This is a genomic window from Pseudoalteromonas sp. MMG024 (assembly GCF_021654175.1).
In the GTDB taxonomy this organism is placed as follows: Bacteria; Pseudomonadota; Gammaproteobacteria; order Enterobacterales; family Alteromonadaceae; genus Pseudoalteromonas.
In genome coordinates this window covers 110,589-133,207 of sequence record NZ_JAKFZO010000006.1, presented here as the reverse complement: position 1 = coordinate 133,207, position 22,619 = coordinate 110,589, and the positions used below count along the sequence as shown (strand labels likewise).

Sequence of the window (22,619 nt, the reverse complement as noted above, 5' to 3'; positions counted from 1 at the left end):
ACTATGGCGTATAGTAGATTGGTGAATTAGGGCCAACTGGCATACCTAGCACGAATACCCATAAGTAGAATAAACATACCCAGCCTACAAAGAAGAACATTGAATATGGCAGCATGGTTGCTACAAGTGTTCCTATGCCCATATCTTTTTTGTATTTGGTTGCCACCGCGAGGATTAAGCCAAAATAACTCATCATTGGCGTGATAAGGTTAGTTACCGAATCACCAATACGGTAGGCTGCTTGAATTGTTTCAGGCGCATAACCGATAAGCATTAACATAGGTACAAATATTGGCGCGGTGATTGCCCACTGTGCCGACGATGAACCTAAACTCAAGTTAACCACTGCACACATAAAAATAAACAGTACAAATACTTCAGGGCCAGTTAAGTTTAACGCAGTTAACATAGCCGCGCCTTTAACCGCTAAGATAGTACCTAAGTTGGTCCATTTAAAGAATGCAACAAATTGCGCAGCGAAGAATACTAACACAATGTACATACCCATTGAGCTCATACTTTTAGACATGGCATCAATGATATCGCGGTCATTTTTCATTGAACCAACAACGCGACCATAAACAAAACCAGGAATAGCAAAGGTTACAAAGATAAATACAACAATCCCTTTTAAGAAAGGTGAACCTGCTACTAATCCGGTTTCTGGGTGACGTAGAATACCGTTTTCAGGCACGATTGTTGTTGCAAGTACAGCACACGTCGCTAAAAAAGCAAGACCAGCGTAACGTAAACCTTTACGCTCAACGTCAGTCAAATGGTCGATTTTATTATCCGCTAAATCAATGCTTGCTTCGTCATTGTTGTATTTACCTAAGCGAGGCTCAACAATTTTTTCTGTAACCCAGGTACCAACAAAGGCGATTAACACCACTGAAATTGCCATAAAGTAATAATTTGCTTCTGGGCCTACTTCATATGTTGGGTCAATCATTTGTGCTGCTGGCGTTGTAATACCCGCAAGTAATGGGTCAATTGTACCCAACAACAGGTTAGCACTGTAACCACCAGAAACACCGGCAAACGCAGCAGCAAGGCCTGCTAACGGGTGACGACCAAGGCTGTGGAAGATCATTGCAGCTAATGGAATCAGTACGACATAACCAAGTTCTGACGCTGTGTTAGACAAAATCGCGGCAAACACCACCATAAACGTTACTAGGCGCTTTGGCGCACCCATTACCATGCCGCGCATTGCCGCTGATAACATACCTGAATGCTCTGCAACACTTACACCTAGTAATGCTACGAGTACCGTACCAAGTGGCGCAAAACCGGTGAAGTTAGTAACAAGTCCAGTCACGATACGTTGTAAACCTTCAGCGCTCATAAGCGATACCACTTCAATCACACCATCAGGTGCACGGCCTTTAGCACCTTCTGGGCGTGGATCAATAGCGCTAACCCCCATCCAATCAGCAATACCACTGAAAATGACAATAGCAACACAGAACATTGCAAATAGGGTGATTGGATGAGGCAGTAAATTGCCGAGGAATTCGACGGTTGCTAAAAAGCGATTAAACAACCCTTTGTTTTGGTTATCTTGAGAGTTTACTTCTATCGTTGACATGAATAATAACGGTTAATATAAAAATGCCCGCAACATACCATAATACGTAGATATTACCAAGGCTGATGCGGTTAACCGCGCTATACGCCGCCAAGCAGCGGGATTATTGCTGAGCTAAGAAGTCAAACCACTGTTGTTGATAGGCGGCTAGTTTTATGTGTTTTTTCGACATTAAATGACGTTGCTTGTTTTCTACAGATGTAAACGGGCCGACACGACACAGTGGGCAATAACCGGTGTTATTAAAAGCAAAAGGTGTAAATTGATTTTTGACCGATTCGGGTTGTGTTACATCGGAGTAGCAATAAATAAAGCCTTTAGTGTCTTTAACCTGTTTATCACGGTCAACATTACGAATTTGATAGTCAGGAAAAAGTGAATAGTTAAACGCTTGTTTACCCAAATAAGTGATTGATGTGTCGGTAACAAGATCAGTCTCAATCTGCCAATGACTATAAGGTTTTACTTCTTTTGAAGTAATGTAACTGAGTCGTGCACCGTTTTTATCTAAAAAGTAGTCAAAACATGCAAGTAAATAATTACGTAGCAAGTTACGATTTACAATATTTTGATTTGGGGCCTGTTCAAACGCATCTTTTGACTTAACTGCAGGAACAAGCGGAAATTGAAAAATCACTAAGTCAAACGCACCGCAAAGTGTATTTGGCCAGGTTTTAGCGTTTGTTATATCAAGTTCATAATGTACACTCGCATTTAATCGATTTAATCCGTTAATGCCATTTTTACTGTATTTATCCATGATGGTTGCTTTCGCATCCAATACTGACGCTGATAAATGTGTTATTTGATGATGAGCAAGTAACGAATACGAAAAGGTGAGGTCGCCATCGCCAATGGTAAGAATACGCCAGTTGGGTTTTAAGAACATAAAATCAAAGTGCTAAAACAAAAACGCTATTCTAACATGTGCATTTACCTGAGAAAATGCAAGCGTTTTAAATGTGGCTGAATTACAATAGCGCCATAGATTATTTAGTTGTTTAGATATGAGTGAATTAAAGCGCTTAAACAAATATATCAGTGAAACCGGTATTTGTTCACGTCGAGAAGCCGATACGTTAATCGCAGAGGGTAAAGTTACGGTTAACGGAACAGTTGCCGAAATGGGCTTAAAAGTATCTGATGCTGATAACATTACGGTTAACGGTAAGTCATTAAAGGCAAAACCAAAACGCGTTTATATTGCATACAACAAGCCTGTGGGTGTTACCTGCACAACCGAAAAGAAAATTAAAAGTAATATTGTCTCTGCGATCAATTACAAAGATCGAATTTTCCCAATTGGACGCCTAGATAGACCGTCAGAAGGGCTAATCTTTTTGACCAACGAAGGTGATATCGTCAACAAAATATTGCGCGCAGGCAATAATCACGAGAAAGAGTATATTGTCACTGTCGATAAAGAAATTGACCAGCGTTTTGTTGAAAAGATGGCGTCAGGTATTCCAATTCTCGATACCATAACAAAACCGTGTAAAGTTAAACAACTTGGCAAGAAACGCTTTAATATTATTTTAACTCAAGGGCTTAACCGTCAGATCCGTCGTATGTGCGAATACTTAGGATTTGAAGTAACTAAGCTCAAACGTGTTCGTATTATGAATGTATCGTTAAATGATTTAGCGGTGGGGCAATGGCGCTTTTTAAGTGACAGTGAAATGGCGCAAATTAACGCATCAATCGCCGATTCAAGTAAAACGCAAGAACGTTCAACGGACCACAATAAAAAAGCGAAAAAAACGTTTAAACCTGTGTTAAATGAAGCCTCAAAAGCCAGCGAAAAACCGCGCGATAAACGTAAAAGTCAAGAGCGACCGAGAAAACCAGTAAAGCGCCTTTCAGGTACATTAAGTTTAAAACGTAAATAAACAATGGGTGCGTGCCACCCATTTTTGCACTGAAATACCTTGTACAACGCATTTGTATGTAAAATTTAGCTATTTTGCCAGCGATTTATTGCACTTTAACCAAGCAGCTATCTTCTTAACATATCAACAAAAATTAAGCATAAGTGACTACATTAGACTACGCTTTTAACATTAAGTTAAAAACTGAGAATAACTGTGCGCACACTGATTTTATTAGCTTTGTTTGTTGTTTTTTTAGGGCAATTAACGCCACGCTTTGAAATCATCAAGTCGATTTATCAAATTGATTTGATAGCCAGTCTACAAACTCAGTTTGCCGTGCTGTCAATCGCACTAAGTCTACTGTTGGGCTTTTGGAATCGTACCGTAATGGTAATTTTTCTGCTCGTTAGTGGATTATTGATTGCTGCAAATTTTAATGCCTATCTCAACAGCACATTGTTTATTAGCAAAACAGAAGAGTTAGTTAACCAGCGTGAGGGCGATGCGTTAAAAGTATTGCAATACACGTTTGATGATTCGCTCGACTTGGCGCTTGAACCGATTTATGAAGAAATAACACAACACAATGCCGGGTTAATAATTCTTTTCAATGTCAATGAATTGCATATCAATCAATTAAAAACATTAAGTGAAGGGCGCTTTAATTACGGGATTCGCAAAAAAGAAAGTCTGCCGAGTAATATTGCTATTATCAGTAAGTATCCAATCAGTAAAAAGCAAAAAACATCCTTTTTAGATGAAAGAGGAGATTTAGTGTCACTTGGCATAGTATTTAACAAGCAAACTCTCGACGTATTTGCAATGCACCCACCCAGACCGACAACAGAGGTTAGTTGGCGACGTCGAAATTTAATGTTGAATACATTAGAGGCGCGATTAAACAATGGTGATAATACGTCGCCATATTCTTTGGTTGTTACCGAGCTGTATACAACGGTGTGGTCTAAGTACTTTCCAAATTTAACGAACTTACGTTCATGTGCTTATACAATGGGACTTTATGGCACTTGGTATGCAAAGCCTTGGTTAAAGTCTTTGGGTAGGCTAGGTGCAATTAATACAAGTCATTGCTTTTTTAGTTATCGATTAAAAACAAATAACTTAGAGACCCACCAAGTGGCACATTCAGATAATAATATTGTTACCTACTCGGTAACAATACCAACAACTTAGTGACTAAAAATTTTGTGATATACAAACATCACGCTAATTAAGATAGCGCTTGCGAGCGGCAGTAAACTAAACATAAGCCATACATCATAACTGACTAAACTACTTGCGCTGAATATGTTGCGCACATTACCAGAGAAAATTAACGATACCGGAAACCAACTTAATGCTGCGTATAGTCCAATATTGGCAATGCTCTGTTGAAAAAATGTTGGACGTGCGATTAATTTTGCAGAGCAGGCAACGGCAACTAGGCATAGCATAATAACAAAGGAACGATAGGGAACATGCCAAAACATCTCATTAGAATGTTGAAGAAAATCAACGTCTAAAAGAATAAAACACCCGCTGACAAGCGCTGTCATAAATGAAGCTAGCAGACAATTTTTATGTGACATGTGAGAGAAATAAAATACTAATGAACAGGCATAGTATAATTTAGTAGGCGTTGTTTCCAGTGTTTCGTAAAGTCTTCACAGATTAAAATTGAATTTAACGTTAAATATAAGCTGTTATTTTGGCTTTTAGGCAACATGATATGGCGAGTAAAAGTATCGTGATGTTTTTCCGCAATGTAGAAGTCGTCGTGGTCTTGTTTACTTAAATAAAGAAAGGTGTAATAGCTCAATATCGCAGTATCGATACGCTCTTTTTTCAACATATCAAATAATTGTGTTTCGCTTTGTGTATTTACGCGGGTTAATTTTTGCTGATTTGCTAACGAATCTACACCTACGTATTTAAAGCCATGAATGCCACCAACCCGCTTGCTTTCTAGATCTGATAATTCGTTCACAATCACAGGTTGCTTACTTAAGCTCACAAATATATCTTGATCGGACATCAATTTCGGCGTCCAATGATAGCGTGATTGGGTAGGATCTCTAAACCACTTGGGATTTACACCAATGACTACACCGTTTAGTTTGTTTTGTTTCAAACGATGATCGATGCGTTTTCGCGGCATGTACACCAATTTAAACTGATAGCCAGAATTCATTTGGTTGAGTAATTCGACGAACTCAAAATATAATCCTGATTTTTGCTCCAAGTCGATAACGTAAGGCGGCATATTATGATAGGTATATACCTCAACTTGGTTTTGTCTTGCGGTTAGTTGCAACGGTAAAATAAATAAAAGCAGTAAAATATATTTCATCAATCGGTATTAAGGCTCTCAATAAACACGCTTTCTAAATAATAGCAGCAGTTACAACACGGTTTTTAAGTATAGTGAGCGAATAATAAAAAACGAGCCATTGGCTCGTTTTTTATTATCTACCAACTAGCGAGCGTTGGTACTTTCAAAAATTTTGTCTGCCGATGCTGCAACAAAACCGGTGTAAATATCGCCATCTGGTTTTGCGTAACGCAGTGCAAATTCGTAAAAACAGCTAGGAATAGCTTTAACACCATCGTTAAATGTTACGTCTGCTTTGTCAGCAAGTGTTGATGACTGCTCTAGCAGTACTTCTGGTGAACCTTTGATCTCGCCACCTGAACTGTTTAGTTCAAAACCAGCATCTTTAAGTGCTGTGTTTACTGCTTCAATTGTTTCAAAGTTAGCGAGGTGATTAATGCTAACTGTAAAGTGATTTGCACGATAACCCCAAGCAGCAGTCCAAGCAGCGTATTCAGACTCTTCTAATAGTTTTGAATAAGTCGCTGAGTCGATTTGCCAATGCGCACCTGAGTATAAGAAATTGTCAGCAGTAATTGCGTCTTCGTCGATTTGCTCAACTAATGCGTGAATTGTTTTTTGTAGCTCAGGCGAAAACTTTTCAACAAGCAATTCAGAAATAAACACTTTTGGTTTAGTCGGATCGCTGTGCTCAAAATGCTTTGCATACAATTTTTTAGCTTCAAAATGATACTCGCCACACTCTGTGTAGCCTACAGCTAAAAAGTGTTGTGCAAGTTTTTCAAGCCCCACTTTTTCGATATTAAATGTACGTAGTGCAATGTGATCATTAATCACGTCTGTTTGCTGCGTATCACCTAATAATTTGTGAACTTTAACTGCCGATGGCGTTACGTCCAAATAGCTTTGCCATAAGTTTTCAAATAATGTATCTACATTGTTGTGCATAATGTTACCTTTGTATTAGTGAACAGGGCGACCTGAACACTTTAATTGTGTATTAAAGTAGGTTTAAGCACGACCTAACTTAATTTTAAAATTCGTATTGAATCGCCACACTTAACGTTAAGCGCTGATGCTAATTCGCTGTCGATGATTGCCGTATCATCATTATCATCAATTGAAATATCACAGCTAAATACAGCTTTAAATGCATTGACTTCAAGGTTTGCAATCGCATAGGTATCAACACTTTGGCCTTTACCAATTTTCACGGTAAGCAAACGGCTGTCTCGTACACTTTTAATGTTATCCATTTGCGCTTCAACGGTTGGTCCGGCATCAAATAAATCAACATAACCTCGAAATTCAAAGCCTTCTTTTTCTAGCAATCTTAACGCAGGTTTTGTTTTATCATGAACATTACCGATGACAGCTTGTGCGTCTTTGCTGAGCAAATTGGCATAAATAGGGTACTTAGGCATCAGTTCGGAAATAAATACCTTATTGCCCGTACCAATTAAATGATCAGCAGTTGGAAAGTCAATTGAAAAGAAGTGTTCTTGTAACCATTGCCAAAATGGTGAATGGCCGTTTTTATCAGAAACACCACGCATTTCTGCGATTACACGGTTTGAAAAACGCGCTTGATGTTGGGCCATAAATAAAAAGCGAATACGTGATAGAAAACGACCTGCTAGACCACTACGGTGTGACTCTTTCAAGAATAAGGTACAGATTTCAGTGGCACCTGTGTAATCGTTACACATGGTAAGAATGTCAACTGTGTTGTAAACACCAAGTGTACTTGAATGGTGAACTGTCTTGCCCATATGATAATGGTAAAGAGGTACATCAAGTCCAACTGCAGCTTCAATTGCAGTAGTGCCCACAATTTCACCTGTATTGGTGTCTTCTAATACGAATAAGTAGCCTTCATCGCGTGGTGCGCTTACGTCTTTTTCAAAACTCTCAACTGCGCGATTAATTTTACTTTCGAGCAAATCATCGCAAACAGGGAGTGATGTAAAGCCGTGGCCAGACGCTTTTGCTACTTCTTTCAAAGCAGCAAAGTCGTCTTTTGTAATTGGTCTAAGTACTAACATAGCCAGCTTGGTTATTAACCGTTAACAACCGCCGCTACGGCTTTCTCAAAACGTGCTAGACCTTCAGCAATATCTTCATTTGGAATAACTAATGAAGGTGTGAAACGTACTACATCAGCACCTGCTACAAGCGCCATAAGACAGTTATCTGCAGACGCTACTAGGAAATCGCGAGCACGACCTTTGTAACTATCATTAAGAACTGCACCAATTAATAAACCTTTGCCGCGTACTTCACTAAACACATTATATTTAGCGTTAATAGCTTCTAAACCTTCACGGAATATCGCTTCTTTTTGGCTAACACCGTCAAGCACTTCCGCTTGGTTAACAGTATCGAAAGCAGCTTCTGCAACTGCACACGCTAGTGGATTACCGCCATATGTTGAGCCATGAGTACCAATTTTAAGGTGTTTAGCGATCTCTGTTGTGGTGATCATCGCGCCAATTGGGAAACCGCCACCTAATGCTTTCGCTGTTGTAAGGATATCTGGCGTTACACCTAAACCTTCATACGCGTAAAGTGTACCTGTGCGGCCAACACCTGTTTGCACTTCATCAAAAATAAGTAGTGCATTGTGTTTGTCGCATAACTCGCGAACACCTTGGATAAATTCAGGCGTTGGTGAAATAATACCGCCTTCACCTTGCAGTGGTTCAAGCATTACAGCACATGTGTTGTCATCAATAAGTTTTGCAAATGAATCTAGGTCGTTGTAATCACAGTGAACAACATCACCAGGCTTAGGACCAAAACCGTCAGAATAGGCCGCTTGGCCGCCTACTGTTACGGTAAAGAACGTTCTTCCGTGGAAGCCTTTGTTGAATGCGATAATTTTTGATTTTTCTGCACCGAAATTGTCAAGGGCAAAACGACGTGCAAGTTTAAGCGCAGCTTCGTTTGATTCAGCACCTGAGTTTGCAAAGTAAACCTTGTCAGCAAACGTTGCATCTCCTAACTTCTTAGCAAGACGAAGTGCTGGTTCATTTGTCCATACGTTCGATAAATGCCAAATTTTCTCTGATTGTTCTTTTAGCGCATTTACTAAAGCTGGGTGACAATGGCCTAAACAGTTTACCGCGATGCCGCCTGCAAAATCGATAAACTCTTTATCGTTTTGATCCCATACACGAGAACCTTCACCTTTAACTGGAATTACCGCTGAAGGGGCATAGTTAGGTACCATTACATCATCAAATAAAGCACGATTTACAGCCATTATTCTTTCCTCAATCTTGTTGTCTAATTACTTAAAATTTAATTATTTCAATTATTGAATCTATTAAAGCCATTTTGTAGTGTTAAAATAACCATATTAACGATATTATTTATCAAATTGTTTATGTTTTTGGTCAATATGATTAGTGATACAGATAAAAGTTTAATTAATGCGCTAAAAGAAAACGCGCGTTTGAGCGTTTCAGACTTAGCGAGAAAGCTGTCTTTGAGCCGCTCAACCATACAAAACAGACTTGCTCGACTTGAGTCTACCGGTGTGATAACTGGTTACAGCGTAAAACTTGGTGAAGATTATTTAAAAAATAGGGTGAGCGCCCACGTATCCATTAAGGTTAAACAAAAATTAACAACACAAACCAATGTCGAATTAAAGCGATTTACCGCTATTTCCCAGCTCTATGCAATAAGCGGTGAATACGACTTAATAGCAGTCGTAGAGGAAAGCTCGTTAGAGCAACTGAGTCATACGCTCGACGAAATCGGTAATTTAGATGGCGTAGAGCGCACTACATCGTCTGTTATTCTAGAAACCAAGTTTAAACGCTAATTGCAAAAACTTGGTTTAATATAACGCCACAAAATGCTTATGCACGTCTACTGGCTGGGATCAGCTCACCCGAAATCATTGGTGTAGGTTCAGTGGGGCTGTTGGTTTTAAAGTACTCCAGTAAATGATTCATATTGTTCGCACGCTCAGCCATTAAGTTGGCGGCTGCCATGGTTTCTTCTGTCACCGCTGAATTTTGTTGCACGATAGTCGCTAATCGCTGCACAACCACATCAACTTCTTTTAAGCTATGGCTTTGATTATTAGAGCTTTCACTGATTTTATGAATACTTTGATTTACTTCTTCAACACGCGCCACAATTTGTAATAGCTTCTCACCAGATGCAACCGATAACTGACTACCTAAATGTACTTTATCGTTACTGTCAGAAATAATATCGCGAATTTGCTTTGCTGATTTTGCACTGCGACTTGCAAGTTCACGTACTTCATTTGCAACCACGGCAAAACCACGTCCATTTTCGCCAGCGCGGGCAGCTTCTACCGCGGCATTTAGTGCTAGCAGGTTAGTTTGAAAGGCAAGTCCGTCAATTACTTCAACAATTTCATTAATACTCTTACTGGATTTTTCTACGTCTTCAATGGATTGTTGCGTTTCAAGCGACAGTGATTTGCCTTGTTTAGCACTTTCAGTGGCAATGTTACTTTGTGATACCGCACGTTTTGATTGCTCTACAACGCCGTATACTTCTTCAAGTAATGTTTTAGTGCTGGCGCTTGCTTGTTCTAGGCTTGCAGCTTGTTCTTCCGTGCGTTCGCTTATTTCCGTATTACTGACCGAGATTTCTTTCGCACACTGTTTTACTTCTTCGGCAGATGCTTGAATATTACCAATAACATCAATTAGTTGTTTGGTAGTACGATTTATATTCTGCTGCAACTGCGAAAAAATACCGTGGAAGTCGCCTTGCATCTGTTTGCTCAGATCACCATTCGCTAACGCCTCTAAACTGGTAGAAACTTCATTAATGGCAGTGGCTGTTGCTGTCACAGAGCTGTTTATATCTGTTTTCAGCTGCGCTAAATCACCTTTAAACTCAAGATCAATAAACTGCGTAAAGTCACCTTTTTTCATTGCTTCGGCGACTTCGCTAAGTGATGCTATAACTTCTTTCACACTGTTGACTGAACTATTGATATTGGTTTTTAACGCATCTAACTGTCCTTTCATATTAGCGTCTATTTGTTGGCGATAATCGCCTTGGCTAATACCATTCATTACTGCGCTAATATCATTGATGGCGTGATTTACCGACGTGATACTGGTATTGACATCGTCTTTAAGGCGCGCGAACTGGCCTGTCATTTCACTTTCAACCTGGGAGCTAAAATTACCTTCACTGACGTTTGCCATAACAAATGAAATGTCGTTAATAACAGTAGAAATATTGAGAATGGTTTGGTTAATTTTTTGTTTTAACAGATCTAATTGGCCATTGAGAGGCACACTAATTTGCGCGTCAAGGTTACCATCACTAAGTTCTGCCATCGTGTAGTCTATGGTATTAATGGCGTTGTTAATGCTTGAAATAGTTTGGTTAATGCCTTGTTTTAGTTCGTCTAACTTACCATTACAGTCAACCGTTACTTGTTGCTCAAAGTCGCCTTGAGCCATAGATTGCATAACGTTAACAATGTCACTTATTGCTAAATCTAACGTTGATAATGTTGAATTAATATTGTCTTTTAATGTATTTAAATCGCCTGCCATAGGTGAATTGATGGTTTTATCAAATTTACCTTGAGACATTGCGTTTACAACTGAGTTTAACTCTGACATCGCTAAGCTTATAGATTCTGCGCTATCGTTGGTTGCTTGTTTTAATAATGCCAGTTCGCCTTTACACTCGGTGGTGATACGAGCGTCAAAATCACCTTTAGCAAGTTGTTGCATAACACGATTGGTGTCCATAATTGATGCTTGTAAACTCGCAAGCAAGTTGTTGAAAGCACCCGCCGTATCACCAATCTCATCGTTATTCATTTCAGTCGTACGTTTCGAAAAATCGCCGGTAAGTTCAACGCTTTTCATTAATTCAGATAAATGTTTAATCGGTGCCGCTAGAAATGCAGCAAATTTAGGCGCTGTGAATGCAACAGCCGCAATCACTAATAACAGTACTAATGTAAGAATAAGTGCAAGTCTATCAACCGCGGCAAATGCTTCACTTTCGTCAATTTCGGCTAATAAGCTCCAAGTAATATCGAACACCTCAAGTGGTTGATAATTCGAAAGTACGGGGTTGCCGTTGTAGTCATCAATAATTTTTTGTCCCGCTAGGCCTTGCAACGATTGTTCTATCGCGAACGTATTTACGCTGCCTTTTTCAGGGTTTTTAAATGAATTAATTACCGAGTGATTTTCGGGGTCAAGATATGAGTCTGAACGCATTAATTTATCAGGGCCAACAAGGTAGGTTTCACCGGTTTCACCTAAGCCATCACGATTGCTCATAATGTTATTAAGTGCATTAATCGAAAGCTGAAAAATTAAGGTAGTTTCGTCATCGATTGGCATTGCGATAAAACTTGCTGGATTATTATATGAGGGTAAATAAGGTTGATAATCAATAAACGCCACCTCATTTCCTGTTTTTATGCTCTGTGACTTTTTGAAAACACTGGCGATGTTGCTCTTTGCATAGGGGCCATCAAGTAGCGATGTCGCGAAATCTAATTCTTTGTAAACGGAGTAAATAATATTTCCAGTGCGATTATCAACAATAAACAAGTCATAAAACTCATAATATTCGGTTAGATTGGTAAAATAGTTATGATACCGGTTGTGCACATTATCGTACGAATCACCTATACCGCTTGTACTTAACTGTTGTTTACTACCGATTGGATTAGCATTGTCTAAAATGTAACGGGTTTGTAGCGCAACAGCTGTTGTACTTAAGACATCAAAATTGACGTTAAGCTGCTGAATATTGGGGTTTGTTTTTTTAAATTCCTCAAAAAAGACATTGTTGTAATAGTTTTTCAGTGCAGGTTTTGAGGTGTTATCGGTATTAACTTCAGCAAACGCATGTCTAAATTCGATGGCGGCTGACTTTGTCGTGGGGCTCAGTGCGGTAGTCACTAGCTTGAGCTCTACTTGTTTAAAATAGCGCTCAAGGCCGCTTTTTTTGATACTGCTTATCGCTGATAACTGATTATAAACTTGAGATTTAATTGCGTTCGAAGAGTTGTAATAGGCAATAATGAATACGATCAGCAGCGGAATAACTGCAACAACTAAAAACGACAGAGTTAACTTTTTTGATAAGTTAATATTTGCAAAGTATTGGCGTAAAGTTAGCGGTAACCTAGTCATAACCTTCCTTAGTGCTAATCCATGAATTAAACAATCAGTATTAAGTCTTAACTAAGTCTAAAACATAAATTGTCTATCGCAATTTTGCTGCTATCGAAAACGGTTTTTTAAGTTTTATTTTTTGTAAAAATGGCTAAATAAGTTTACACATTGTTTGTTCATAACAATACTTTATTGCTTGTTTGTTTGAATCGGACCATAAAATTTCTAAGGTGTCTTGGTAATTAAGCCATTTATAAGCTAAGTGTTCATTGGGATGTAAAACGATAGATTGTGTCACTGGTACCAACAAGTGAAATACGAACTCAGTATTAATAGTACAGTTAGGTTTATAACGACTGCGCCAATGTGGTCTAATTTCATAGCGATTCGTAATATTTAGGTCTTTGATTGTAAGGTCTTGCTTATGGCAATTAATGTCAGTTTCCTCAAGCACTTCGCGATATGCACAGGCAAGGGCGGTTTCGTTTTGTTCAATGCCACCAGTAACCGATTGCCAAAAGGATGGGTCATCTGCACGTTGCATCACCAAAAATTGATTTTGAGTATTTTGAATAACCACAAGCACCGAATAGGGATCACGAAGCATAATTGAGCACACCGTTTTTTATACACAGTATACCGATAACAATAGCTAGTTAAACTAATGTGTTACTAAACTTAGTATTTACCTTCAAAGTAACGTGCTGGAAAGTGGATGTCCCACGCTAAGAGGCCTTAACGCGGGACAGTTGTCGCTAGGCTTCGTTGTTTTCTGGTTTAACGCCAAATACTAAAGTATACAGCGCAGGAATTACTAGCAAAGTAAGAATGGTTGCGAATCCTAAACCGAACATAATGGTCACTGCCATTGATTTAAAAAACACATCGAATAGTAGTGGGATCATACCTAGAATCGTCGTTATGGCGGCCATAGACACCGGTCTCAAACGACTCAGTGCAGAATGATAAACGGCGGTGTATGGGTGCTTATTTTCACTCAGCTCGAGTTCAATTTGATCCATAAGCACAATGCCATTTTTAATCAGCATACCCGATAAGCTCAACAAACCAAGTAAGGCCATAAAGCTAAATGGGCTGCTCATGGTAAACAAACCAATGGTAACGCCAATTACCGCAAGCGGTACAGTAGCCCAAATAATTAACGGTTTTTTAATCGAGTTAAATAGTAGCACCGTGATAATAAACATCACTAGGTAGCCAAGCGGTAATGAGCCAAAAATGGCTTTTTGTGCCTTAGATGCAGATTCAAACTCGCCGCCCCAATCTAATTGATAACCTTGCGGCAGTTTTATCGCTTCAATTTGTGGTTTTACACGCTTTAATAAATTTGCCGCGGTTTTATCACCTAGAATATCCGGATCGGCCATAACCGTTATGGTGCGTTTACGGTCGCGACGCAATATTAAGTTATTTTCCCATTCGGTATTAAAGCCATCGACGATTTGTTCTATTGATACATAAACACCGAGCGTTGGGCTGAAAATTTGTAAGTCATAAAGCGAATCTACGTTAAGACGCTCTGATGCAGGTGAGCGCGCAATTATCGGCAACATGCGTGTACCATCACGGTATAAACCAACCTGGCGTCCCGACAGGGTCGTTAATAACACATTGTCTAAATCGGCTTTACTAATGCCTAATCGACGGGCTTTTTGTTCATTAAACTGCGGACGGATAACTTTCGTTAATTCGCGCCAATCATGTTTAATGTTATACGCCGCACCGTCAGCATTTAATATGTCGATGGCTTGGTTAGCTAAATCGCGCAGCACTTTAGGGTCGTGCCCTTGAAAACGTGCTTCAATCTTTGCATCGGTTGATGGGCCAATCTCCATGCGTTTTAGTTTAATAAGCGCATTATGTAAATTTGTATCGGCATAATTGCGTACATCAGCTAACAATTCATTAAGTGACTCAAGGTCCGTCGTTCTGATAATTAACTGACCAAACGCAGGGTGAATTTTTTCTGGCGCGTAGGTCAGCATAAAGCGAGGAGCACCTTGCCCAATTGTACTCGTTACTTCAACAACCTGTGGTTTGGCAAGTAAGTACTCTTCTAACGCAGAAATATCTTTCTCCGTTGCTCTAATATCAGACCCTTGATAACGCCAATAGTCTAAGTAGAACATCGGCGTGTTTGATGGTGGGAAAAATGACTGCTTAACATTACCGAACAGGACTAATGCACCAAGTAACGATAAGAACATAATTGCAAGTGTACTTTTTGGCCACGCTAAAACGGTTTTAAGTACTTTGCCGTAAAAAACGAATAATGCCCCTTTATAAAGTTCATCAGCATCAAGTTCATTGTCAGGATCATGTTCAATTTCACTTTGTTTGAACAGCACACTGGCTAAAAACGGAGTAATTGTAATAGCCGTTACCCAGCTCAATAAAAGTGAAATTAGCAAGACATAAAATAGGCTTCCAGCAAATTCACCGGTTGCGTCAGAGCTAAGGCCTATCGGTGCAAAAGCAGTGATGGCGATAATTGTTGCGCCCAATAAAGGCCATTTCGTTTGATTAACAATGCTGTTAGCCGCTTTTACTTTGCTGTAACCCTTTCTCAGGCCAACCAGAATACCTTCTGTAATAACAATGGCGTTATCAACGAGCATGCCTAATGCAATGATCAAAGCACCTAAAGAAATACGTTGCAGGTCAATTTCTTGAAGCAACATAAAGATAAAGGTACCAAAAACGGTAATAAGTAGTACAGCACCAATCAGTAAGCCACTGCGAAACCCCATAAATAGCAATAGTACCGCAATTACAATTGCAACCGCTTGTGCCAGCGACATAATGAAATCATCAACTGATTTCTCAACTTCTTTTGGCTGGTTATAAAGTGTATTAATTTCAATACCATACGGCCTTTGATATTCAAGTGATGCAAGGTGGTTAGACAAACGCTCGCCCACATTAACCACGTTAACGCCTGATGCGAACGAGACGCCTAATAGCAGAGTTTGTTTACCTGCATAATGGGTTGGATTATTTGGTATTTCAGGGTATTCACGTTTTACCGTGGCTACATCACCTAAATAGATAATTTCTTTTGCGCCTGGTTTTGAGATCAGCAGATCCTCAAGTTCCGACACATCTTTAAATTCGCCAGTAGGGTGGAGACGAATTGATTCTCCTTCTACGGTTACTTTACCCGCGTTTGATACGGTATTTTGATTTTGCAATAACTGGTATATCACGTTGGCTGAAATACCAAGTTGCGCCAGTTTATGGCTCGAAATTTCCACGGTTACTTGCGGTTTTTGTTCGCCGGCTACGGTGACTTTACCTACACCGTCTACTAATACTAATTCACGGCGTAGGTAATCGACGTAATTTTCAAGTTCTTCATAAGAATAATCATCGCCGTTAATTGCGTAAAGCACGCCATAAACATCGCCAAAATCATCCATTACACTTGGCGGATAAACACCCGAAGGTAATCGTGGTGATAAATCATTAATTTTACGGCGCAATTCATCCCAAATTTGCCTTAGTTCTTCTTTGCGATAGCTACTTTTCATCTCCACCGCAATTTGCGATAAACCGGGAGAAGAAATAGACGTAACATAATCAACATACGGCAGTTGTTGAATAACGTTTTCAATCGGGTAAGTAACTTCCTGTTCAACTTGCTCTGGCGATGCACCTGGGTAGCGCGTTATCACCATGGCCTTCTTTAGCGTGAATTCAGGGTCTTCCAAACGACCAAGTTGCTGATAAGAAAACACACCGCCGAGTAATAAAATTAGTGTAAACAGCCAGCTTATCGTGCGTTTTTTAATTGACGTTTCAGCAATGCTCATATTATAAGCCTCGCTCTTTAGTCCATGGACGTACAACGCTTTGTTCAGATAATTGATGTACGCCTGCACTTACGATTTTGTCGCCAGGTTGTAGGCCGCTTTCAACTTCAATACCACTTTTATGAATTTCACCTAAGGTGATTTTAACTTTTTCAATTGAACCTTCGTTATAACGCCAAACAAACGAATTTTCACTCGCATCACTAAATACTGCGGTCGTTGGAATAGTGAATTTTTGTTGATCTGAACGGAACACTTTATTTAAATCAATCAACACATTACCCGTCATACCTGCGAGCAAATTAAAATCGCTCGGTAGCGGTAAGGTAAATACAACACGATAACTTAACGTTAACGGATCTGCTTGGGTATCCCATTCTTTAAGTGACAGTGAATACGCCTTACTTGAAAAGCTATCAAATACAACTTGTGGCTTATAATTTGTTTGTTTATCGACACGCGCTACCAATTTTTCCGGAATTTGAATGGTTACGTCCATCAAATCACGGGTTTCAATGCGCATAATATTTTGCTTTGCAACAACACTCTCAAAGTTCTTAATAAATACTTTACTAATGGTGCCGGAAAACGGTGCTCGTAAAACCGTATATTCTAAATCAGTTTGCGCTTTTTCTAATGCAGAGAGCGCAACTTGCATATTGGCCTTTGCTTGATCTAATTCCGCTTGTGATGCGATGCCTTTTTGTTTTAGCGTTTCGGTACGTTCGAGTTGATTTTTCGCAAGCTTGTAGCGCGCTTCTCTGTCAGCGAGCTGTAGTTTAAAATCTTCAGGATCAAGCTTGGCAAGCACATCGCCTTTTTTGACTGCTTGGCCTGCGAGTGTAGGAAATTCAATTAGCTCGCCATTCACTCTAAACGATAAATAAGATCCTTGATTTGCCTCTACTTTAGCTGGAAAACGCCTGATGTTCGGGCTTCCTGAATCAGGTACGGTAAAAAGTTTAACAGGACGAGAAGTGACAGATTCAATTTTTTCTGGCGCTGCATCTTGGCAGGCAGTTAATAGCATTACTGGTAAACACAGTAAAAAGGCGCGCATCTTATTATCCTAAAAAGAAAAAGTTAATTAACTATAGCCAGAATAACGAAACACAATATAAAATTATATTTATAAAAAATTACTAACTATATAAGTTTTAATAATGAAGTTGAGTCAATTGAAGATTTTAGACGCAATTGTTAGTTCTCAAAGCTTAAAACAGGCAGCTGAAAAGTGTCATAAAACCCAGCCTGCACTGACCATGGCGATGCAAAAATTAGAACAGGACATCGGTTTTACCTTAATTGACCGCAGTGGTTATCGTTTAAAATTAACGCCAGCTGGTGAGCGCTTTTATAAGCAAGCTAAGCGGGTGTTATCTGGCTGCGATGAGCTTGATAAAATTAGTTCAACATTAGCACTTGGTTATGAACCGAGTATCTGTATTGCGTATGAGCAATTGGCGGGAGACCAGCGTATAAGTCAACTCTTTGGTAAAATTATTCAACAATTTCCGCGTACGCAGTTCAAAATAGTCGGTGGTTCGCGGTTTCAAGCAGTTGAAAAGCTCGCCAAAGGAGAGGTTGATATTGGCATTGGTCCTTGGTTTGATATTTTTCACGCGTCAGGGGATTTCCAAAGCGTTTTACTTAAACCGATAGACGTTATTTTAGTGGCGTCACCGCAAATTTTACCAAATGGCCGAACAACTTTAGCAAGTGACGAACTTGATCCAATCCCATGTTTAACCTTAAAACCCACAGAATTACCTTTTGACGATGAAAAATTGTCGTTTGCAAAAGGCTCGCAAGTGGTGATGGTGGAAGAGTTGGCAACATTGCGCTCATTACTATTACAGGGTGTTGGTTGGGGATTAGCTGCAAAACACGTGTGTAAAACTGAACTAGAAAACGGCGATTTAGTACAAATAAGATTAAGTGACGACGAAGACCAATTTCAATCTGAGTTACGTGCTTTTCGCAGTAATCGTAATTTTTACGGACCGGTTGCCAGTGCAATATGGCAAGGGCTTCAAGAACTTTACTAATTTTTAGGCTTTAACATGACGCAAGAAGAAAAAGTACAAGCAATTTTACTTGTGGTGGCATCCATTCCAAGCGGAAAGGTGTGTACCTATGGCAAAATAGCAGAAATGGCTTCACTAAAAGGACATGCCCGTTTAGTGGGAACCGTAATGAAAAAACTACCAAGCGGCAGCCGTATTCCTTGGTTTAGAGTGATTAATTCGCAGGGAAAAATTAGCTTCCCCGAAAACAGCGAAAAATATCAACAGCAAAAATCACTGCTTGAACAAGAGGGAATCGTGTTTAAAGGAACAAAAATAAACTTAAAAGTCGCTATGTGGCAGGTATAACGCGATAGTAAATTTAAATGCATTTGTCGTTTCGCATCTTAGACGTTACGGTTTACAATTAAGCATTATATAAAGTGATTCGGGGTCGTATGTTTAGGCGTTTAATATCAAAGGTTTTTCCGAAATTAAAACAAGAAGTTGAAGCGAATCATTACTTCTTTGAAGACACCAAAGATGTGCCTGAGAACCATGATATTCAATATAACCAAAATACCGCGCCTGTTCCTGATTTTGCCTTTGAATTAAACAATACAGTTCATTATCAAGACCGTTTTTTTGAACTGTTATTTAATAGTGCAATCACCACATCTCAGTGCGACCCGATAAATGAATTTATTGAAAGTAAAATCCTACAGTTATTACGCCAACCCCAATACATCTTGAAAGCGTTGCCACTCGTACCAAGTTCGCTAACCCAAGTGATGAATACGCTCAATCAGGCGGAATTTGATGTTGAAATACTTGTCAATCTGATTAGTGATGACCCTGTTATTGCGGCCAAAGTCATTGAACTTGCGAATTCTGCATTTTACAACCGCGCAAACAAACCTATTTCAGATTTAAAAGCAGCATTTATGTTGCTCGGGCAAAAAGGGCTGTCTGAGGGGGTGATTAACGGCTTTGTGGCACAAATGGTACCTAAAGCACAAATCTATTTTAAAAACTATGGCAAGCATTTATGGTCGCATAGCCAAACTACAGGGCGCTTAAGTCAACAGTTAGCCATTAAATATAAAATTAACGCAGAACAAGCTTATTTAGTCGGTTTGCTCGTAAATTTGGGCAGTATGGTTATTTTTCAATTAATGATTGATGCGTTTTCAAGCGTCTGTCCTGATACGCAGCCAAATGCCCAAAATATTAAACGTTTAGTAACGGATTATGGTCAGCGTTTAACCCTTGATATCGCAAAACTTTGGAATTTTCCTCGTGAAATATTAGAAAGCTTAGCAGTACAAAATAGAATCAGCACAGAGCATGAGTTACTAAAATATTCCGAACGATATCCTATTGGTGGGTGTGTTTATCAAGCGAATCAACTTGCAATATTATCGCTGCTGGTAAAACACAATAAAATCGATTTAGAAGATTTCGATTTCAACAACGCAACGATAACGTTACTGACAAAAGAAGAAGCGAGTTTGCTGATAAATCATAGCGCAAATGCTGTCATTTAAGTCATTAATGCTTGTTAGCTTTTTTAGAGCGTGTTGATCTTTGTGGTCTAAATTCTGTTCAAATCCAAAGCTTTTTGATCGCGGCGTTGCTTTGTAGGCCTAGCGGGCTAAGTCAAGAAGCAACAACAAAGAGCAAAACGCTTTGGGTTGAACCTGTTAGGCAGCGCTTGTTTGGCGTTTATACTGTGTTATCGCTCATTTATGTAAACTAACTACACCGCAATCGCTCTGCCTTGTCTAAATGCCAAACAAACTGCTGCAGAAATAGACAGAAAAGGTCAACACGCTCTAGTTAAAAACGGTCTTTTTCTTGTTGTCAGTATGCTTAATCGTTACACTTGCACTCCATTTTTAAAACACGTGCTTTAAATGAATAGTATCGACGATTTGTTTGGTAAATCAGGCCCGTTCGCCCTCGCAATTAAAGGGTATGCACCCAGGCAACCACAAATTGATATGGCCAAGTCGGTCGCTTTAGCGATTGCAAAAGATGAGCAGGCAATTGTCGAAGCAGGAACAGGTACTGGTAAAACATTTGCATATTTGGTACCTGCGTTACTATCAGATAAAAAAGTGATGGTGTCGACTGGCTCCAAAGCACTGCAAGAGCAATTATTCCACCGTGATTTACCGGCGTTAAAAAAGATCCTCGGAAAAGGCAAAAAAATTGCGCTATTAAAAGGGCGTTCCAACTATTTATGTATTGAACGTTTAAATCAGCACGTTGCCCATGTACCAGTAGACGACCCCGATGTTATGCATCAACTTGCCATGGTGGCAAAATTTTCGGGCGAAACGCGCTCGGGAGATATGGCTGATTGCAGCGGCATTGAAGAAGATGCCAAAGTTTTACCTTATGTCACATCTACAACAGATAATTGTCTTGGTAAAGAATGTCCATCATTTCAAGATTGTTTTGTCAGAAAAGCCCGTGTTAAAGCTATTGAATCAGACTTAGTGGTGGTTAATCACCATCTATTTTTGGCTGATGCAGTAGTTAAAGAATCGGGCTTTGGCGAACTTATTCCAAATGTTAATTGTTATATTTTCGATGAAGCGCATCAGTTACCAAACATTGCATCAGATTATTTTGCCTCGCGCGTAAGCACACGAATGGTCATTGAGCTTGTTCGCGATATTCGCTTAGTATATCGCGCTGAGCTATTCGACATGATCCAGCTTGGAAAAACATTAGATAAACTTGAAACTGCGGTATTTGATTTACGCTTGCAATTCCCAAGTGAAAGCCAACGCGGTGACTGGCAACAAATGATCAAACAAGCCAATGTATATCGTGCGATTGAGCGGGTTATAAACGATATTAGCTTTTTATATCAAGTGCTTAAATTATGCCTTGAACGCAGTGACAAAATTGAAAAATTGTTTGAACGCACAGCCAGCCTAAAAGGCCAGTTAGAAACCATGTACGACGCACAAAAACCGGGATTTAGTTTTTGGTTTGAAACAACTAAGCGCCATTTAACGTTCAGTATTACGCCTCTCAATGTATCAGAACGATTTCGGGCACTTGTTGATAATGCAACGTCGAGCTGGGTTTTTACCTCGGCAACCCTTGCGGTAAATGGCGATTTAACCCACTTCGCGAAAGATTTAGGCTTAAACACCAAGATTATGGAAGTGTACGACAGCCCGTTTGACTACGAAAACCAAGCCTTACTGTGTATACCGCGTTACTTACCTGAGCCGAGTAAATCAGAAATGGGTTTTTCCATTGTTAGCATTGCAAAACAAATGATTAAAGCGGCAAAAGGGCGTTGTTTTATCTTGTTTACAAGTTATCGCATGCTTAACTTAGTGGCTGATGGCTTATCGCACAGCGTTGAATATCCGCTTTTGGTTCAAGGGCAAGCGTCAAAACGTATTTTGTTAGAGAAATTTGTGATGCATGGCAACTCTGTGTTGCTTGGTACAGCATCATTTTGGGAAGGGGTTGATGTACGGGGTGATGCGCTGTCATGCGTGATTATTGATAAATTACCGTTTGCAGCGCCCGATGATCCCTTATTACAGGCTAAGATGAAATCTCACAGCGGGCAGGGCAATGATCCGTTTTATTCGCTGCAATTACCTGGGGCTGTCATCGCGTTAAAACAAGGGGTTGGCCGCTTAATTCGTGACCGAAAAGATAAAGGTGTGCTGGTGATCTGTGATAATCGCTTAGTGACTAGGGAATATGGTAGAATCTTTTTAGCAAGTTTACCCAATATGGCGCGCACTCGCGATCTCGCAAAAGCGTCTGCATTTTTAGAAAAAATTAAATAGAT

The 22,619-nt window shown here is 39.6% G+C and carries 18 protein-coding genes; 7 read left to right on the top strand and 11 right to left on the bottom strand.

Annotation, left to right across the window (positions count from 1 at the left end; genetic code table 11):
• Position 1 precedes the first annotated feature (1 nt).
• Positions 2 to 1,591, bottom strand: coding sequence for an AbgT family transporter (locus tag L1068_RS07525; RefSeq protein ID WP_010559231.1), 1,590 nt, complete (start codon positions 1,589 to 1,591; stop codon positions 2 to 4).
• Positions 1,592 to 1,694: 103 nt separating this feature from the next.
• Positions 1,695 to 2,480 (bottom strand): Rossmann-like fold-containing protein, encoded by a 786-nt coding sequence (locus tag L1068_RS07520; protein WP_237129731.1) that lies wholly within the window; start codon positions 2,478 to 2,480, stop codon positions 1,695 to 1,697.
• A 118-nt stretch (positions 2,481 to 2,598) separates the two neighbouring features.
• Here L1068_RS07520 and rluF point away from each other — a divergent pair, with 118 nt between their 5' ends.
• Positions 2,599 to 3,480: a 23S rRNA pseudouridine(2604) synthase RluF gene (gene rluF / locus L1068_RS07515; protein ID WP_237129730.1), complete on the top strand. Its 882-nt coding sequence runs from the start codon at positions 2,599 to 2,601 to the stop codon at positions 3,478 to 3,480.
• A gap of 195 nt (positions 3,481 to 3,675) precedes the next feature.
• Positions 3,676 to 4,656, top strand: a complete 981-nt coding sequence (locus L1068_RS07510; protein ID WP_237129729.1) for a hypothetical protein — start codon at positions 3,676 to 3,678, stop codon at positions 4,654 to 4,656.
• Here L1068_RS07510 and L1068_RS07505 read toward each other — a convergent pair.
• The 5 genes from L1068_RS07505 to L1068_RS07485 form a co-directional block, all read right to left on the bottom strand.
• Positions 4,653 to 5,018, bottom strand: coding sequence for a hypothetical protein (locus L1068_RS07505; RefSeq protein ID WP_237129728.1), 366 nt, complete (start codon positions 5,016 to 5,018; stop codon positions 4,653 to 4,655). The two genes, L1068_RS07510 and L1068_RS07505, sit on opposite strands and share 4 nt — an antisense overlap.
• Before the next feature lie 50 nt (positions 5,019 to 5,068).
• Entirely contained in the window at positions 5,069 to 5,812 is a 744-nt protein-coding gene (locus L1068_RS07500) for a transporter substrate-binding domain-containing protein (protein ID WP_237129727.1), read from the bottom strand.
• Positions 5,813 to 5,938: 126 nt separating this feature from the next.
• A complete protein-coding gene (locus tag L1068_RS07495) occupies positions 5,939 to 6,742 on the bottom strand; it encodes a DUF1338 domain-containing protein (protein WP_237129726.1) in 804 nt (267 codons plus the stop codon).
• A 74-nt stretch (positions 6,743 to 6,816) separates the two neighbouring features.
• Positions 6,817 to 7,839 carry an arginine N-succinyltransferase gene (gene astA, locus L1068_RS07490; RefSeq protein WP_237129725.1) on the bottom strand — a complete coding sequence of 341 codons (1,023 nt, stop codon included), beginning with the start codon at positions 7,837 to 7,839 and terminating at the stop codon, positions 6,817 to 6,819.
• A 14-nt stretch (positions 7,840 to 7,853) separates the two neighbouring features.
• Positions 7,854 to 9,059, bottom strand: coding sequence for an aspartate aminotransferase family protein (locus L1068_RS07485; RefSeq protein ID WP_237129724.1), 1,206 nt, complete (start codon positions 9,057 to 9,059; stop codon positions 7,854 to 7,856).
• A 138-nt stretch (positions 9,060 to 9,197) separates the two neighbouring features.
• On the opposite strand from L1068_RS07485, the gene L1068_RS07480 reads away from it, so the two are divergent.
• A complete protein-coding gene (locus tag L1068_RS07480; protein WP_010559222.1) occupies positions 9,198 to 9,626 on the top strand; it encodes an Lrp/AsnC family transcriptional regulator in 429 nt (142 codons plus the stop codon).
• Positions 9,627 to 9,663: 37 nt separating this feature from the next.
• Here the strand turns inward: L1068_RS07480 and L1068_RS07475 are convergent, their stop codons facing one another.
• The 4 genes from L1068_RS07475 to L1068_RS07460 form a co-directional block, all read right to left on the bottom strand.
• Positions 9,664 to 12,966: a methyl-accepting chemotaxis protein gene (locus L1068_RS07475; RefSeq protein WP_237129723.1), complete on the bottom strand. Its 3,303-nt coding sequence runs from the start codon at positions 12,964 to 12,966 to the stop codon at positions 9,664 to 9,666.
• A 133-nt stretch (positions 12,967 to 13,099) separates the two neighbouring features.
• Positions 13,100 to 13,555, bottom strand: a complete 456-nt coding sequence (gene nudB, locus L1068_RS07470) for a dihydroneopterin triphosphate diphosphatase (protein ID WP_237129722.1) — start codon at positions 13,553 to 13,555, stop codon at positions 13,100 to 13,102.
• A gap of 148 nt (positions 13,556 to 13,703) precedes the next feature.
• Positions 13,704 to 16,781 carry an efflux RND transporter permease subunit gene (locus L1068_RS07465; RefSeq protein WP_237129721.1) on the bottom strand — a complete coding sequence of 1,026 codons (3,078 nt, stop codon included), beginning with the start codon at positions 16,779 to 16,781 and terminating at the stop codon, positions 13,704 to 13,706.
• A 1-nt stretch (position 16,782) separates the two neighbouring features.
• Entirely contained in the window at positions 16,783 to 17,841 is a 1,059-nt protein-coding gene (locus tag L1068_RS07460) for an efflux RND transporter periplasmic adaptor subunit (RefSeq protein ID WP_237129720.1), read from the bottom strand.
• Positions 17,842 to 17,944: 103 nt separating this feature from the next.
• Between L1068_RS07460 and L1068_RS07455 the strand changes: the two genes are divergently transcribed.
• From L1068_RS07455 to L1068_RS07440, 4 genes are all read left to right on the top strand, one after another.
• The gene (locus L1068_RS07455; RefSeq protein WP_237129719.1) at positions 17,945 to 18,829 is read left to right on the top strand and encodes a LysR family transcriptional regulator; all 885 of its coding nucleotides are present in this window, start codon (positions 17,945 to 17,947) and stop codon (positions 18,827 to 18,829) included.
• 15 nt (positions 18,830 to 18,844) lie between these two features.
• Positions 18,845 to 19,156, top strand: a complete 312-nt coding sequence (locus L1068_RS07450; protein ID WP_237129718.1) for an MGMT family protein — start codon at positions 18,845 to 18,847, stop codon at positions 19,154 to 19,156.
• A gap of 89 nt (positions 19,157 to 19,245) precedes the next feature.
• Entirely contained in the window at positions 19,246 to 20,334 is a 1,089-nt protein-coding gene (locus L1068_RS07445; protein WP_237129717.1) for an HDOD domain-containing protein, read from the top strand.
• Between the two features lie 369 nt (positions 20,335 to 20,703).
• A complete protein-coding gene (locus L1068_RS07440; RefSeq protein ID WP_237129716.1) occupies positions 20,704 to 22,617 on the top strand; it encodes an ATP-dependent DNA helicase in 1,914 nt (637 codons plus the stop codon).
• The last annotated feature ends 2 nt before the right edge of the window (positions 22,618 to 22,619 follow it).

Coding starts and splice junctions, on each gene's coding strand:
- L1068_RS07525 (WP_010559231.1), bottom strand. CDS start 1,591: ATGTCAACGATAGAAGTAAACTCTCAAGATAACCAAAACAAAGGGTTG.
- L1068_RS07520 (WP_237129731.1), bottom strand. CDS start 2,480: ATGTTCTTAAAACCCAACTGGCGTATTCTTACCATTGGCGATGGCGAC.
- rluF (WP_237129730.1), top strand. CDS start 2,599: ATGAGTGAATTAAAGCGCTTAAACAAATATATCAGTGAAACCGGTATT.
- L1068_RS07505 (WP_237129728.1), bottom strand. CDS start 5,018: ATGACAGCGCTTGTCAGCGGGTGTTTTATTCTTTTAGACGTTGATTTT.
- L1068_RS07500 (WP_237129727.1), bottom strand. CDS start 5,812: ATGAAATATATTTTACTGCTTTTATTTATTTTACCGTTGCAACTAACC.
- L1068_RS07495 (WP_237129726.1), bottom strand. CDS start 6,742: ATGCACAACAATGTAGATACATTATTTGAAAACTTATGGCAAAGCTAT.
- astA (WP_237129725.1), bottom strand. CDS start 7,839: ATGTTAGTACTTAGACCAATTACAAAAGACGACTTTGCTGCTTTGAAA.
- L1068_RS07485 (WP_237129724.1), bottom strand. CDS start 9,059: ATGGCTGTAAATCGTGCTTTATTTGATGATGTAATGGTACCTAACTAT.
- L1068_RS07480 (WP_010559222.1), top strand. CDS start 9,198: ATGATTAGTGATACAGATAAAAGTTTAATTAATGCGCTAAAAGAAAAC.
- L1068_RS07475 (WP_237129723.1), bottom strand. CDS start 12,966: ATGACTAGGTTACCGCTAACTTTACGCCAATACTTTGCAAATATTAAC.
- nudB (WP_237129722.1), bottom strand. CDS start 13,555: ATGCTTCGTGATCCCTATTCGGTGCTTGTGGTTATTCAAAATACTCAA.
- L1068_RS07465 (WP_237129721.1), bottom strand. CDS start 16,781: ATGAGCATTGCTGAAACGTCAATTAAAAAACGCACGATAAGCTGGCTG.
- L1068_RS07460 (WP_237129720.1), bottom strand. CDS start 17,841: ATGCGCGCCTTTTTACTGTGTTTACCAGTAATGCTATTAACTGCCTGC.
- L1068_RS07455 (WP_237129719.1), top strand. CDS start 17,945: ATGAAGTTGAGTCAATTGAAGATTTTAGACGCAATTGTTAGTTCTCAA.
- L1068_RS07450 (WP_237129718.1), top strand. CDS start 18,845: ATGACGCAAGAAGAAAAAGTACAAGCAATTTTACTTGTGGTGGCATCC.
- L1068_RS07445 (WP_237129717.1), top strand. CDS start 19,246: ATGTTTAGGCGTTTAATATCAAAGGTTTTTCCGAAATTAAAACAAGAA.
- L1068_RS07440 (WP_237129716.1), top strand. CDS start 20,704: ATGAATAGTATCGACGATTTGTTTGGTAAATCAGGCCCGTTCGCCCTC.